The organism is Acinetobacter sp. 8I-beige (genome assembly GCF_902505955.1).
GTDB classification, from domain to species: domain Bacteria; phylum Pseudomonadota; class Gammaproteobacteria; order Pseudomonadales; family Moraxellaceae; genus Acinetobacter; species Acinetobacter johnsonii.
This window is the reverse complement of the sequence record NZ_LR732790.1, coordinates 165,945-180,597: the sequence shown is the minus strand read 5'-3', so window position 1 is coordinate 180,597 and position 14,653 is coordinate 165,945. Positions and strand designations below refer to the sequence as shown.

Here is a 14,653-nt window from a genome sequence, read left to right as displayed (position 1 = left end):
AATTTATTCCAAGACAGTGCCCTTGGACGTTTGCCAAAGATTATGACGGTTTTATTTCATTTTCATGACATCCCTGTCATATATTTTTTGTAGCGCCATAAAAAAAGAGCACCGTAGTGCTCTTTTTTCAAAGTCAAAACTCAGTTTTTTAATTGAGTTTGACTTCATAAACCGCTGTACTACCACTGACTTCATTTCCCACCACCAACAGCGGGTGACCATTTGGTGAATTCTTCGCCGCGATGAAAATCAAACCTTCTGGGCCTAAGTCACCTTGCTTCGTGACTTCTGTTTCATTGGTATTGCGATGGTTCAGATACTGAACAAATTTAGCCTGATTCGGGTTGCTAATGTCATACACCATGATGCCACTAGCACGCTCAAGTCCAATAAAGGCAAAGGTCTTTTCACCAATTTTACCCAACGTCACGCCTTCAGGTTCAGGGCCTTTATTGTCACTACGGTCATCAAATTTAAATGCTTCATGATTGCTATTAAATTGATTTGGAAACAACTCCGCAATTTTTCGCTCAAACTCACTCCCCGAGTCCCATACAATCTGCTTGGTTTCAGGGTCGACAATACTTACCGAACGGCCACCATAGGCATATAATTTGTCATAAGTCAGACGACCATTTTCATCTAGCTTCGGTAGCCCTGTCAGTGTATCTTTTTGATAACCTTGCGTCCAGCTAATGGTCAAACGTCCAATTTGTGAATCTTTAATTAAATTATCCGCGCAGACTTCTGTTGCGTCAGCCATTTGACAAGGTTTAAACACCTCGGGGTTTAATTTTGCCCCTTTCACGCCCGGTGCAAGCTGACGTAAATGCGCGGCATAATCACCTTTGGCGTCAAAACCTGCTTTTTTAAACAAATGTTTGATGCGTATCTCTTCAGCATAACCAGCATTTAAGTCCCCGCCTTCAAAGTATTTGGCTTCATCCCTTAGCCATTCACGGGCATCCCCCTCATTGGCCGTGACCAAATAGGTTTTGCCGTTGGCTTGATATTGAGCAATGGCATCGGGCATATACATGCCATATAGACCCGGCCAAGAGCGGATATTAATCATGCCGGCATCTTTTGCACATTCTGTAATACTACGCCCCAAAGAGTCTTGACCAATAGCACAGTCACGGTCACTTCCATCCAAGGCATTTTCAGGCAAACTATGGTCCTTGTAGCCCATCGGGAAAAGATCAACAAATTGATTTTTTGCTAGGTCTAAAACCCCAATGGCATTATTTTCCTGCAAACTGACCCATGCTTTTTTACCATCAGCACTGACTGCGATGTACTCAGGCTCTAGGTCTTGTGCAACGGTGGTCGTTTGAATACCTGCGGTCGCTACATTTGGGTATTGACTGATGTCTGGGCCAAAAATACGAATGCCTGCATCTAATAAGTCTTGTTTACGGTCATTCCATGCGTGGAAACCCGCAATAGTTGCTGTTGGTTTTTGAATATCTGAAATATCAATAATACTGACCGAACCTTCGGGATCGACTTGATACCCTTCATTCGGTTCCGCTTCATTCGCTACCAGTACTTTTCGACCATCAGGCGTGAAGGTCAACATATCTGGCAAAGCTCCCACGTTGACTTGGCTGATAAAAGAGAGATCCTGTGCTTTAAAAAAAGCCACAATACCGGTTTGGGTTTTATCCTCAGCCTGAACCGCAAGCGCGACGATGCCATTATGCACCGCGACACTATTCACTTCGGAATTAGCTAAATAAGTTTTGGCCTCCAAAGATTGGATATATGTCGGTTGCGCTGGTTGGGAGAAATCTAAAACATCGACCATGCCTTTTTGTGCATTCACCACGAACAGACGCTTACTCGCAGCATCATAGGCAGGGATTTCAGCTGCACTTTGTCCAAATATCCCCGACTCATAATTTGCAAGATGAACCAGTTCGATACTATTCGGCGTGGCTTCCTCTACCACAGGTGGTGGTGTGATGGTTTGCTTATCATCACTGTGATTGCATCCTGCTAAGCCCAACCCCATGCATGCTAAAAAGACAGCACTATATGTTTTATTCATCATGATCTAAATATCGGTTCAAATTTGACCAATGTATGACGCACGCGTTGCAAACACATGACGTGGAGATGTCAATTTGATGGCATGTGATAAATGCACATTCGCAACAACAGTCCAACTTAAATTAAGCTAAACTGTTTAAAAATTTCACTTTGTTGTATCTATGAACCAAACGCCGACCCATCAAGCACTCGCTCCTGAGTACCGTCTTTTGGTACTTCTGGTTTCGATTGGCTTTTTTATGCAAGGCTTAGATACCACCATTGTGAATACCGCTCTACCGGCTATGGCAGCCAGTCTGAATGAAGACCCGCTGCAAATGCATAGCGTGGTAGTGGCCTATGTGCTTGCCGTTGCTGCCTGTATTCCCTTGAGTGGCTGGCTCGCCGACCGTTTTGGAGTGCGCAATACCTATTTCAGTGCCATTATCATTTTTACCCTTGCCTCGCTGGGCTGTGGCTTTTCTGAAAGCTTAAATGAGTTATTGTTCTATCGCGTATTACAAGGCATCGGTGGTGCATTATTGCTCCCTGTTGGCCGTTTAGCCATGCTCAAAGTCATTCCGCGGACGCAGTTCTTATCGGCCATGAGTTTAATGAGTCTCGCGGGACTGATTGGCCCTCTGATTGGTCCAACACTCGGGGGCTGGTTGGTCGAAGTCAGTACATGGCATTGGATTTTCCTGATTAACCTCCCCATGGGGCTGTTAGGTGTCCTGATTAGCTTTAAAGCCATGCCGAATGTCACTGAGCAGAATGTACCGCGTTTTGACTTTTGGGGTTTTATCCTGTTGGTGATCACCATGGCAGGACTATCTCTAGGGATTGAAAATTTTGCCAGTCCGCACCTGACTTTATGGTGGAGTATGGGGCTGATTGTGCTGAGCTTGGTGACTGCGCTTTGGTATGCCTATCATGCACATACCCATCAAAATGCGCTATTTCGCAGCAAACTGTTTCGTAACCGCATTTATGCCGTGGGTATTTTAGGTAACTTCTTTGCTCGCCTCGGTGGCAATGCTATGCCCTTTTTGATGCCACTCATGTTACAAGTGGCTTTCGGTTTTGAACCCTTTGTGACGGGGCTTTTGATGATTCCGACAGTGTTGGGTTCACTGGCATCTAAACCCATCATTCGTCACTTGATTCAGCGCTTTGGTTATCGCCATGTGCTTTTGGTTAACACCTTGTTGGTCGGCGCATGTATCGCCAGTTTTGCCCTCAATACCGCAGACACCCCAACCTGGCTGCGCGCACTGCATTTCTTTGTTTTTGGCATGCTGAACTCCCTGCAATTTGTGTCTATGAATACCCTCACGCTGAAAGATTTACCGCAACAAGATGCCAGCAGTGGCAACAGTTTCTTGTCGATGATCATGATGGTGTCGATGAGCATTGGTGTGGCTCTAGCAGGTACTTTGGTCAATGTCTTTACGGCATATTTGGGCACAGATCACATCGTCATGGCATTCCATAACACCTTAATTGTTTTAGGCTGTATTAACCTGATTACCGCGGCCATTTTCTGGCACATCCCCAAAGATACCGTGGATGAATAACAGATACAAAGTGCCGCCATTCACTGACCATAATCATCATGGTCAGTTCCGCAAATTCGAGCTATGATGATGAGCTAAAAACCAATACCTGCAAAAGCATGTCCGCTAGAAAAAAAGTTTCCACGCCGTCAAAAACCTCATATCCCTATTACATACTTGCCTGTGTAGTGATGCTATGTGTCGGACTGGGGATCACCTATTTTTTCTTGCAGAACAATGTCGCATCTGCCCAAGAGTATCCGGTAAAAGGCTTTGATGTGTCTCATCATCAGGGCGACATCCAATGGCAATCGATTTCTCCCCAAGAGTTTAAATTCGTCTATTTAAAAGCCACCGAAGGGGGCGATTTCAAAGACCGTAAATTTCAGGACAATTGGCTCAAAGCTCGTGAACAAGGCTTTTTAGTCGGGGCTTATCATTTTTATCGTTTATGCCGTGATGGCCAGATTCAGGCGCAGAACTTTATCGAAACTGTACCGAAGAAAACCGATAGTTTGCCACCTGTGATTGATTTGGAATATGACAGCACCTGTATCAACACCTATACCAGAGAACAGCTGCTCAAAGAAATTCAGGTCATGCACGACCAACTCTATCAACACTATGGATTGCAACCCATTTTTTATACCTCTAAAGCATTTTATAATATTGTTTTAGTCGATGAATTTAAACAAACTCCCCTTTGGATTCGTGAATATCAAGGCCAGCCTGAGCTCAAAGGCAATCCGAAATGGACCTTTTGGCAACACACCAGCCAAGGTCAAATTAAAGGCATACCAACCTTGGTGGATCTCAATGTATTTCACGGCTCAGAACAAGATTGGATCAGCTTTTTAGAGCGCCAAGGGCTTTATCAACTGCCACAAAACTTACCGATCAAGTAAGCAGTTTCAAGCCCATCATTGAAGTTCAAATACAAAAATACCAAGTCAAATTCTGTCGCTTATGCCGCATAGAGGACTACGCAATCGATCTGAATAGTGCAATACTGACTTAGGTTTCAACATTAAAATTCAGCATGCGAAAAATCATTCACATCGACATGGATGCCTTCTATGCCTCGGTGGAGTTACTTGATCGTCCCGACTTAAAGCATTTACCTGTGGTGATTTCTTCACACCATCCTCGTGCCGTCATTGCAGCCGCATCCTACCCTGCACGTAGTTACGGACTCCGCTCTGCCATGTCGATGACTCAAGCCAAAAAACGCTGCCCTCAAGTGATAGTAATTGAACCTAATTTCTCTAAATACCGTGCAGTCTCAGAGCAAATTCATACAATTTTTGAGCGTTATACCACACTCATTGAACCGCTTTCCTTAGATGAAGCTTATTTAGATGTGACGGAAAATTTACAACAACTGGCCAGCGCCACAGAAGTTGCTGAACGCATCCGTGCTGATATTTTTCAGAGCACAGGACTGACCGCCTCTGCGGGTGTTGCACCGAATAAGTTTCTAGCCAAAGTTGCTTCGGACTGGAATAAACCCAATGGTATCTGCGTGATTAAACCCTCACAAGTTCAGCAGTTTATTCAGCACTTGCCGCTTAAAAAAATCCCCGGAGTGGGTAAAGTCATGCAAGAAAAATTACATGCGCTCAAACTTGAAACTTTAGGTGATTTACAGCATGTGGATGAAAATATCCTGATTCATCATTTTGGCAAGTATGGAAAACAGCTCTATCTATATGCACAAGGGATTGATGAGCGTCCTGTACAAGCGGAAAGAGAACGTCAGCAAATTTCAAAAGAAACCACTTTTGATGATGACTTAACCCTTGAACAATGTCTCCCATTTTGGCCCAAGTTGATTGCACAAGTCTGGCAAAGCTTAGAGAAAAAGCAACTGTATGCCCGCGGTGTCACCGTCAAACTGAAACTGAAAAACTTTCAAACCCTACAGCACAGTAAAAGCTTCAAAATGCCATTAAAGCATCAAACTGAACTGCAAATGACCTTAGATATCTTACTCAAAGAAATGCAAATCACACCGGATCAACAATTTCGTCTTATCGGTGTTGGGGTCTATGCTCTTTCGACTCAAGAGCCTTTACCCCAGCTCTCTTTATGGTCTGACTGAATGCTCAATGAGTCACTTTTTAACCAAAAGAACAAAAATAATGCAATTTAGCATTCACAAACTGTGTTTTTAGAGTAATCTAATGACGCGCTGCATTTATCCATGTAACCGCTGAGATGCTAAAACTTACCTTTACTTTTAGCATACGTCCTGTGATTGGCGTGACGATCAAATCCGAAGATTACAGGACATCTCTGATATTTATCATGGTATTCCCCCTTATATTGCAGAGCAGCGCTCTAGCATCAGAATAATCCAATATTTAAAAATATACTTTTATAAAGCCCGCATAAGATTGACCTATTAATCGTGTTCCTTCATCTTTTGTAATTCCCACGTCGAGATATTGAATCCATCCTCTGTTCGCATGCGCTTATAACAATAGATAGGATCTTTCACGCTGTAAAATTCTGTACCTGATTGAAAGCCAACATCGTAGCCATCTGTCATACATCAGTTTGTGGTAGGCTATTGAGCTACATTATTATGTTCTATTTTTATACTCATAACACAGGATGCATACATCATGACGGTTCAACGTTTGCATGTCTCAAATCGTTTTTCTGAAGTTGCGATTGCTGGTAACCTCGTTCATTTGGCAGGTCAACTGGCGTCTGACTTTGATCTCGATATTAAAGGTCAAACCCAACAAACATTCGACATGATTGACCAATTTTTAGCTGATGCAGGCACAGATAAAAGTCATATCTTATCGGTAACGATTTATTTGAAGAATATTGAACAAGACTATGCAGCTTTCAATGAAGTATGGGATGCTTGGGTTGCAGATATTGATGCATTACCCCGTACCTGTGTTGAAGCTAAACTTTATGATCCACGAGTATTGGTAGAGTTAACCGTTGTTGCAGTGAAACCTGCATAAAATACACACATCATAAAAACATGAGTTTTCATGTTTTTATGATGTGTACTGAGATTCAATTAGCCAATCAGACGTAATTTTCGAGTTTGTGCTGCATTATAGTAATCATATTTTTTGGCCTCATGCGTATCTTTAGTCAAACGTGACGAAGCATAGAGATCGCCATAAAAATCTTCACGTAACTGATGATAGTCAGGCACTTCTTCATAACGAATCACTTTATAGCCAGCCATATCGAGGATCGCATCCTGAAACTGTGCCTTTTGTGGACGTTTCAGTGAAAGCGGATCTTCTAAAGCAACCACTGCCAAAACTTGTTGTGCACTATCCACAATGACAAAATCAGCCACCAAATTGCGGTATTTATTTCGTGTACGCGAAAATTTTGTAGTGAGTAAGGCATCATAAGATACATGTGCCAGCACAGTATGATGCGGTAAAATTTCTTTCAAACGAGTATAAGTCAGTTGTTCATGCATACTAAAAATAGCACGTTGTCTTAATGCACTATCTTGCTGCTTGGTCTTAGGGATCAACGCTTTACTCGCTAAAATCATGACCAGTATCAACAACACGCTACCAATTACCATATAAGTTGTCATATTTGTATCCTTTTCATCTTTATTATAATTTTCGGTATCACACCGATTTTTATCCGATCAGTATAACCTACTGACCATTTACCCAAACCACGCAATAAAAAAACTAAAGCTAAAATCAAACAAACGCTGATAAAACTAAACAATTTTTTGCAATGTCATTCGTTGTAACACGTTTTGTTTTAATCCGAATGAAATTTTGGCTCTTTAGCCTATCTACACTGTAATAGAGTGATTCATTCACGTGCAATATGATTCTTCGGATTGACCCAATTTTCCCGACGGATGGCAGAAAAGCCAATCACTAAGCTATTTTTCTAACGCAAAAAAAAGATTGATCCTAAAAAAGGATGCCGTAGCATCCTTTTTTATATTCAATTGCCATTAAGCACGTGACTTAGACTTTGGTTTTGACTTTGAATGTCCAAATGGCTTCTTGGCGTCACCTGTTTCACGCGGTGGCAAACCTGTATGCTGCGTTAAAATCTGACCGCGCTCAGGACGCTTTTTGGTATTCGATGGACGCGATTGATTTTTCGCTTGTTGGTTACGGCTATCACCATTACGTTTTTGCGAATCACCATCCACGGTTGAGTTTTTCTTCCGAGCAGACTGATACTGACCTTCTGTCCCTTGCGGTTGATAGGTTGGAATCAAATGCTGTTTCGAGTTACCAATCAAGTCTTGGCGACCCATTTCTTTTAAAGCTTCACGTAATAATGGCCAGTTGTTTGGATCATGATAACGTAAGAATGCTTTATGCAGACGACGACGCTTCTCACCTTTCACAATATCCACATCTTCAGTATATCGCGCCACTTTTGCTAATGGGTTTTTACCGGTGTGATACATCGTGGTCGCTGTTGCCATTGGTGATGGATAGAAAGTCTGTACCTGATCGGCACGGAAACCATTCTTTTTCAACCAAATCGCCAAATTCATCATGTCATATTCAGTCGTACCCGGATGCGCTGCAATAAAGTACGGAATCAGATACTGTTCTTTACCTGCCTCCTTACTGAAACGATCAAACATTTGTTTGAAACGATCATAGGTCCCGATGCCCGGTTTCATCATCTTAGACAATGGACCTTTTTCGGTATGTTCAGGCGCAATTTTTAAATAACCACCGACGTGATGCTGAACCAATTCTTTGACATATTCAGGGTTTAGTACCGCCAAGTCATAGCGTAAACCTGAGCCAATTAGAATCTTTTTGATGCCTTTAATGGCGCGTGCTTTACGATATAACTGCGTTAAAGGTGCATGATCCGTATGTAAGTTTTGACAAACACCCGGATAAACACACGATGGTTTACGACAGTTCTTTTCAATTTCAGGGTCTTTACAGTGCAAACGATACATGTTTGCTGTAGGCCCACCCAAGTCAGAAATGATGCCGGTAAAACCCGGTGCAGTATCACGAATCTTTTCAACTTCACGTAAAATCGATTCTTCTGAACGGTTTTGAATGATGCGTCCTTCATGTTCTGTAATCGAACAGAAGGTACAGCCACCAAAACAGCCACGCATAATGTTGACCGAAAATTTGATCATGTCAAATGCAGGGAAACGCGCATCAGCATAGACAGGATGCGGTAGACGTGCATAAGGTAAATCAAACACATAGTCCATTTCTTCCGTCGTTAACGGAATCGGTGGAGCATTTAACCAAACATCACGCTCGCCATGCTTTTGTACCAAAGCACGCGCATTTCCTGGATTGGTTTCAAGGTGTAAGATACGGTTGGCATGGGCATATAAAACGGGATCATCTGCCACTGCTTCAAATGCAGGCAAACGAATCACAGCCAGCTCACGCGGCGGTAATTTATGTTTAATTGCCTTTGAAGACGGCTGTAACTGCACAATTTGTGTATCAGGATCGAGTTTATCCCCTTCACGAACAATTTGATTCGTCACAATTTCTTTTTGGAAATTTTGGTATTGGGTTAAAGAGTTACCCTTATCTTTTTCAATTTCACAGCCATCTAAATCTTCAGTCATCACATAGGGATTGATGATCGGATCAACACGGCCAATGGTATCCACATCATTCGATGCGATTTCCACAAACTTGGCTTTAGATGGACGGTTTAATTTATTCACGATAAATGCCGTGCCGCGAACATCGGTAATTTCGTGAATTTTTTCGCCTTTGGCTAAGCGATGCATCACCTCAGTAATTGAACGCTCACCATTACCATACATCAAAAGATCGGCTTTTGAATCCATCAACACTGAACGACGAACTTTGTCTGACCAATAGTCATAATGTGCAATACGACGTAAAGACGCTTCAATTCCACCCAACAATACAGGTACATCTGGAAATGCTTCACGTACACGTTGGCAATATACGGTTGCTGCACGGTCTGGACGTTTATTGGGTAAATTATCTGGCGAATAGGCATCATCAGAACGGATTTTACGATCAGCCGTATAACGGTTGATCATCGAATCCATATTCCCAGCAGTCACACCCCAAGCGATATTTGGCTTACCCAAAACGCGAAATGCTTCAACATTCGTCCAATCAGGTTGTGCAATAATCCCGACACGGAAACCTTGTGCTTCTAACGTACGGCCAATAATGCCAGAACAAAATGATGGATGGTCGATATAGGCATCACCACAGACTAAAATAAAGTCACAACTATCCCAACCGAGTTGGTCCATTTCCTCGCGCGACATCGGCAAAAATGGCGCAGGTTCAAAACATGACGCCCAATATTTGTCGTAATCAAACAACGCTTTAGGCGCGGTCTGCATAGTATAAGCAGTAGACATGGCTAGCAATTCTCGGCTGGCAGATGAAAGATCTCAAATAAAGATCAAAGATGAAAGCCGATCATTTTACCATGAATTACATTCAGCTTGCTTGGTTAAAAAAGCATCATATACAGCACGTTATCATTTATTTTTTTATGCAAACGTAATTTCGAAGTTTTTATTTAAAAAGAAACAATTTGACAGTGAAGAGACAAAAGCTGGCCCTTCATTCCTTAAAGAATAAAGACTAAGGTCCAATCACTTGGGACAGCAAGCAATACATCGAGACCCAACAGATTCCACTAAATTATCCAGCAAAGAATGAAAAATTAACATCAACTATAGCTATGCCGATCTCTCAGAATATCCCTCACTTTATATAGTTTTTATTTAAGATCTCATCCATTTCCCTGTAAGATTCTGATATTTAGATTCATGAAAGATGCTGCTAAAAATAAACACCATCTTTCATCATGTAAAAACTCAAATCAGTTGAGTTCTTTCATACCAACTTTATTATTTTTGAGCGGTCGATAAGTCCATAATCAACTTTGTCGCTAAATATAAACGCGGCACAATACTTTCGACCAGAATATATTCAGCATTATTCGAATGTGCACCATCACCAGATAAGCCCATGCCTTCTAAAATCGCTGCTTTCGAATTTAAGCCAGCAAATGCGGCATCTGTACCACCACCTGTTGCTTCAGCTAAGACCTTCATTGGTAAGTTAAAATCATTTTTGTAAATAAGCTGTGCTTGTTCAGCCAATTTTTTTGCCTGTGGATTTGCCATTAAAGGTGGGCGACGCATTTCAAACTTTAACTTAACTTCACTATCAGCTAACTTTTTACGTTTAATCCTTTCCTGTAATACACGTTCCACTTGCTGAAAATCTTTAACTTGCAAAGCACGAACATCTGCTTGTGCAGTCGCAAGGTCTGGAATCACGTTACGCACTTTACCTGCACTCGCTACAGTCCAGTTTAATTTCAACCCTGTTTTAGGATTCGATAAATCTTGTAACTGTAAGATTTGATGTGATAATTCTGTCAGTGCATTTATGCCTGCTTCAGGCTTAACCCCTGCATGTGCAGATTTCCCGTGAACCTCTAAATATGCTGCACCAATCCCACTGGTGGCTAATCGTAAACTACCATCTTTACCACCACCTTCAAATGACAAAACTACATCTTGGTCTTGTGCAGTTTCAGTAATCAGTTTGCGTGAACCTGGCGAACTGATCTCCTCATCGGAGTTAAGTAAGACTGTGATCGTGCCATAATCTTGATAATTCATCTTTTTCAAAAGATCAAGCGTATGAATAATCGCAGCAACTCCCTGTTTATCATCTAAAATTCCAAGGCCAAAAACTTTATCTCCTTCCATTTTAAAAGGTTGGTCTTTCAACATTCCAGTTAAATACACCGTATCCATATGAGCAATTAGCATAATTTTACTGCTGCCTTTACCCTTTAAAACAGCTTTTACCATTGGACCAGTCTGTTGGGGCGTATCATCCATACGATATATATCTTTAGCTTCTACAATACTGACCTCAGCACCTGTCGTTTTTAATTGTTCGGCGACATATTTTGCGATCTTATTCACGCCGACAAGATCTTTACTCCCCGACTCAATATTGACTAAAGCCTCTAGAGTATTTAAATAATTCTTTTTTTCTGACTCAACCAGATGTTTGACCTGATCATTAGATACAGCATGTACTTGCCCAAAAGCTAAACAGCTCAACAACGCACATGAGATTAAAGGAAGTTTTTTCAGTTGATATTGAATTTTATTAGACATACTCATTATTCCATTTAAAGATATTGCTAACAAACTATGAACATTTGATCGACTATTCAATATTTTTAAAAATCTAAAAATAAAAATGTTAGATAGATTAAATGTCATGATCGATAAATAAGTAAATCAGTATGTAGAAACCTATCCTAAACCTCAATTAGACGATTGATTCGTTTATTTTTTTATTATTTAACCTTTCGTGCATAAAAAAATCCCCCTCAGCTATAAGCGGAGGGGGATTTGAATTAATGAGCTGGCGATGACTTACTCTCACATGGATAACTCCACACTACCATCAGCGCTAAGAGGTTTCACTTCTGAGTTCGGGAAGGGATCAGGTGGTTCACTCTTGCTATTGTCGCCAGCACATTTGTTAATTATTTTTAAACTTATTCAAGACTTTCAGATTCTACCGCTTGGGCTAAATCCTTGTTTCTCAACAAGTTTTAATCAACATCACCGCCGATGGATGTGCATTCTACAGCATTTCTAATCCCTTGCAACACCTTTTCTCAATAAATATTTTTGCATGTTTATTTTTCAAACTTATAAAATCATAAGTAACTGTTATTTATGTAAAATATTTTTTAATAAATTTACCTACTTCCGACCTAGCGCCATAAACCGCACCATCACATTCGCACAAATTAAACTTAATATATTGTTTTAATTCATTTAAATAAAAATATATCGAAATAATATTTAAATATTTTATTTAAATCGCTGTTTCTTTCTACTTTTTATGGTGAATATCCACTCACAATGCTGTTTTCTCAGTCAATTTCTATCTTAGAACCCAAAACAGCCATTCTATTTCTAGAATGGCTGTTTCCGATCATTACAATATATTTAGAACTTCAGACTGATACGCGCCCAATAATTACGTCCAATATTGTTGAATTGTTCTGTTGCAGCATAACCAAAGCCTGAACTTCCAAGTTTATTCAAATGCTCGGCATAGTTTTTATTCAGCACATTATCTATTCCGACTGAAAGGTCTAGATCTTTTTGGATATTATAAGTCCCATTTAAAGACAGAGTTCCAAAACCTTTGCTGTCTTCTAAATCGTATCCTATGATATTGCCTTCTCGATAGCTGGTACGATCTTGTGCTGCCACCACACGCCATAACAAACCGAGATTATATTTCTCTTGCACATAGCGTAGATTGAAACGCCCTTCTAATGGTGCAATTTGCGGTAAAGCGGTGTGATCCGTCGTATTTTCACCCCATGCATACATGGCACTGATGTCCGCTTGAATTTGATCCGTGAACTGGTAAGCCACACCTGCTTCAGCACCCGCAATGGTTGCATCGACATTTCGGCTTTTGGCTTCCAACCGCCCCATTGAACCTGTCGGAGTATATGCCACTAATATATAGTCTTGGATCAAACCTGCATAAACTGAAGCCCAAGATTTAAATGCACCCTGTTCATATTGATAACCTGCATCAAACTGCGCGGTTTTTTCATTCTCTAAATTGGCAAAGGTCGTACCTGTACTTTGATGGTATTTGGTACTAAACAATTCCCAATAATCAGGTACACGCTCTACATAACCTAATCCTGCGTAAGTTTTGACATACTCTGCAAGTTCACTTTCAATTCGAATAAAACCACTTGGCAAGGTTTCTTTACGCTCTGTATCTGTGGCTAAGTTATCGATCTTCGCTTGATCGACGCGTGCACCTGTCACCAGTTTATGCTGATTATTGAATGCATAACTCAGCTCACCGAAAGCCCCATATGACTCAAATTCCATATTGGTTTTAAAGGAAGAATTCATACTCGGCATAGCATACATAATCATATTGCCGCCATGCTTATTGCGCTGCGAGTCTATTCCTGTCATCAGGCTGACTTTGTCCCATTCAGAAGTCATTGCAGCACGCGCATTCAAAGTACGACGCGTTACTTCCATTTCCATCTTATTTGGCACAGTCATCTGCATACCATGCATCGTCATGGTCATTGTCGGTGGTGTTCTTAAGCGAAAATTATCCATGACATGATCGTTATAGCTATAGTCAACTTGCGCTTCGACTTTCTTGATCACCTCGCCAATGTTTTTCTTTTCAACATGTAAACCTAGACTTTCACGAGCAAACTTAGAGCCATCCATGCTACGTCCAGCATAGACCGCCTCACCATCACTCTTCCCACCTTTCAGCTCTACCCATGTGTCCTCATTTGGAGTCCAGCCCAGCGCGAGATCTGTATTCCACTTTTCCCAATCGGACGGAACTGTATTGCCTGCTCCATCTTGATAGCTATCTGCAATCGAACGATTGGCATTTAAACGTGCGTATTTCGTTTCATCACCAACAGCGGCTTCAACATTCTGATCCAAACGACCATAAGAGCCAAGCATGACACTGGCTTGCCCGCGATAAGGTTTCGCGGAAGTGAGCTGCTCCGGCTCACGTTCAAAAATAACGGTTGCGGCTGAGCCAGTATGCGCATACTGAACGGTTTGTGGCCCTTTTACGACTGTGATTTTGTCGTAGCTTTCAGGGGAGACATAAGAAGCTGGATTATCCATACGGCTTGGGCATGCACCTAAATTTTCCGTACCATCTGTGAGGATTTTAATACGTGAGCCAAACATACCGCGGAAGGTGACGTCACCATTCGCGCCGCCATTTTTGATTTGGTTAAAACCCACAATACTTTGTAGGTAGGCTGCACCATCAACCGCAGGAATTGGCTGAGTGGGTTGTTTAGGGTCGGCATGTACAATCAGACCATGGGCATCATTGCCCTGCTGAGCCGTCACCACGATAGGCGCTAAAATGTGTGCGCTGTCTGCGTCAGCGGCAAATACTACGCTTGAAAAACAAGCAAGAGAAATCGCAGCCGCAAGAGGCTGTAAAAAGAATGTAGGCTGAGCCATTTTT

Annotated in this window: 10 protein-coding genes and 1 rRNA gene; 5 read left to right on the top strand and 6 right to left on the bottom strand. The window is 41.6% G+C overall.

Features of this window, described 5'->3' with window-relative positions; genetic code table 11:
• Positions 1–148 precede the first annotated feature (148 nt).
• Complete coding sequence (locus GVX98_RS00890) at positions 149–2,056, bottom strand: choice-of-anchor I family protein (RefSeq protein ID WP_159127014.1); 1,908 nt, start codon at positions 2,054–2,056, stop codon at positions 149–151.
• 160 nt (positions 2,057–2,216) lie between these two features.
• Between GVX98_RS00890 and mdtD the strand changes: the two genes are divergently transcribed.
• The 4 genes from mdtD (at position 2,217) to GVX98_RS00870 (ending at position 6,574) form a co-directional block, all read left to right on the top strand.
• Positions 2,217–3,611: a multidrug transporter subunit MdtD gene (gene mdtD, locus GVX98_RS00885; RefSeq protein WP_159127013.1), complete on the top strand. Its 1,395-nt coding sequence runs from the start codon at positions 2,217–2,219 to the stop codon at positions 3,609–3,611.
• Between the two features lie 170 nt (positions 3,612–3,781).
• A complete protein-coding gene (locus tag GVX98_RS00880; protein WP_159127938.1) occupies positions 3,782–4,495 on the top strand; it encodes a GH25 family lysozyme in 714 nt (237 codons plus the stop codon).
• A 134-nt stretch (positions 4,496–4,629) separates the two neighbouring features.
• On the top strand, positions 4,630–5,691 hold the full coding sequence (dinB, locus tag GVX98_RS00875; RefSeq protein ID WP_159127012.1) for a DNA polymerase IV: 1,062 nt from the start codon (positions 4,630–4,632) through the stop codon (positions 5,689–5,691).
• Between the two features lie 526 nt (positions 5,692–6,217).
• Positions 6,218–6,574, top strand: coding sequence for a RidA family protein (locus GVX98_RS00870; protein ID WP_125273446.1), 357 nt, complete (start codon positions 6,218–6,220; stop codon positions 6,572–6,574).
• Positions 6,575–6,633: 59 nt separating this feature from the next.
• Here GVX98_RS00870 and GVX98_RS00865 read toward each other — a convergent pair whose 3' ends face one another.
• Together GVX98_RS00865 and GVX98_RS00860 are read right to left on the bottom strand one after the other, a co-directional pair.
• The gene (locus tag GVX98_RS00865; RefSeq protein WP_159127011.1) at positions 6,634–7,176 is read right to left on the bottom strand and encodes a DUF2726 domain-containing protein; all 543 of its coding nucleotides are present in this window, start codon (positions 7,174–7,176) and stop codon (positions 6,634–6,636) included.
• A 381-nt stretch (positions 7,177–7,557) separates the two neighbouring features.
• The gene (locus tag GVX98_RS00860; RefSeq protein WP_159127010.1) at positions 7,558–9,963 is read right to left on the bottom strand and encodes a YgiQ family radical SAM protein; all 2,406 of its coding nucleotides are present in this window, start codon (positions 9,961–9,963) and stop codon (positions 7,558–7,560) included.
• On the opposite strand from GVX98_RS00860, the gene GVX98_RS16835 reads away from it, so the two are divergent.
• Complete coding sequence (locus tag GVX98_RS16835; RefSeq protein WP_010325666.1) at positions 9,962–10,189, top strand: hypothetical protein; 228 nt, start codon at positions 9,962–9,964, stop codon at positions 10,187–10,189. The genes GVX98_RS00860 and GVX98_RS16835 overlap by 2 nt on opposite strands.
• A 272-nt stretch (positions 10,190–10,461) precedes the next feature.
• On the opposite strand, the gene GVX98_RS00850 is transcribed toward GVX98_RS16835, so the two are convergent.
• The 3 genes from GVX98_RS00850 to GVX98_RS00840 form a co-directional block, all read right to left on the bottom strand.
• Positions 10,462–11,754, bottom strand: a complete 1,293-nt coding sequence (locus GVX98_RS00850) for a M20/M25/M40 family metallo-hydrolase (protein ID WP_159127009.1) — start codon at positions 11,752–11,754, stop codon at positions 10,462–10,464.
• A 251-nt stretch (positions 11,755–12,005) separates the two neighbouring features.
• Positions 12,006–12,120 (bottom strand): 5S ribosomal RNA (gene rrf / locus GVX98_RS00845).
• Positions 12,121–12,603: 483 nt separating this feature from the next.
• Positions 12,604–14,649, bottom strand: coding sequence for a TonB-dependent copper receptor (locus GVX98_RS00840; RefSeq protein WP_159127008.1), 2,046 nt, complete (start codon positions 14,647–14,649; stop codon positions 12,604–12,606).
• Positions 14,650–14,653: the final 4 nt, after the last annotated feature.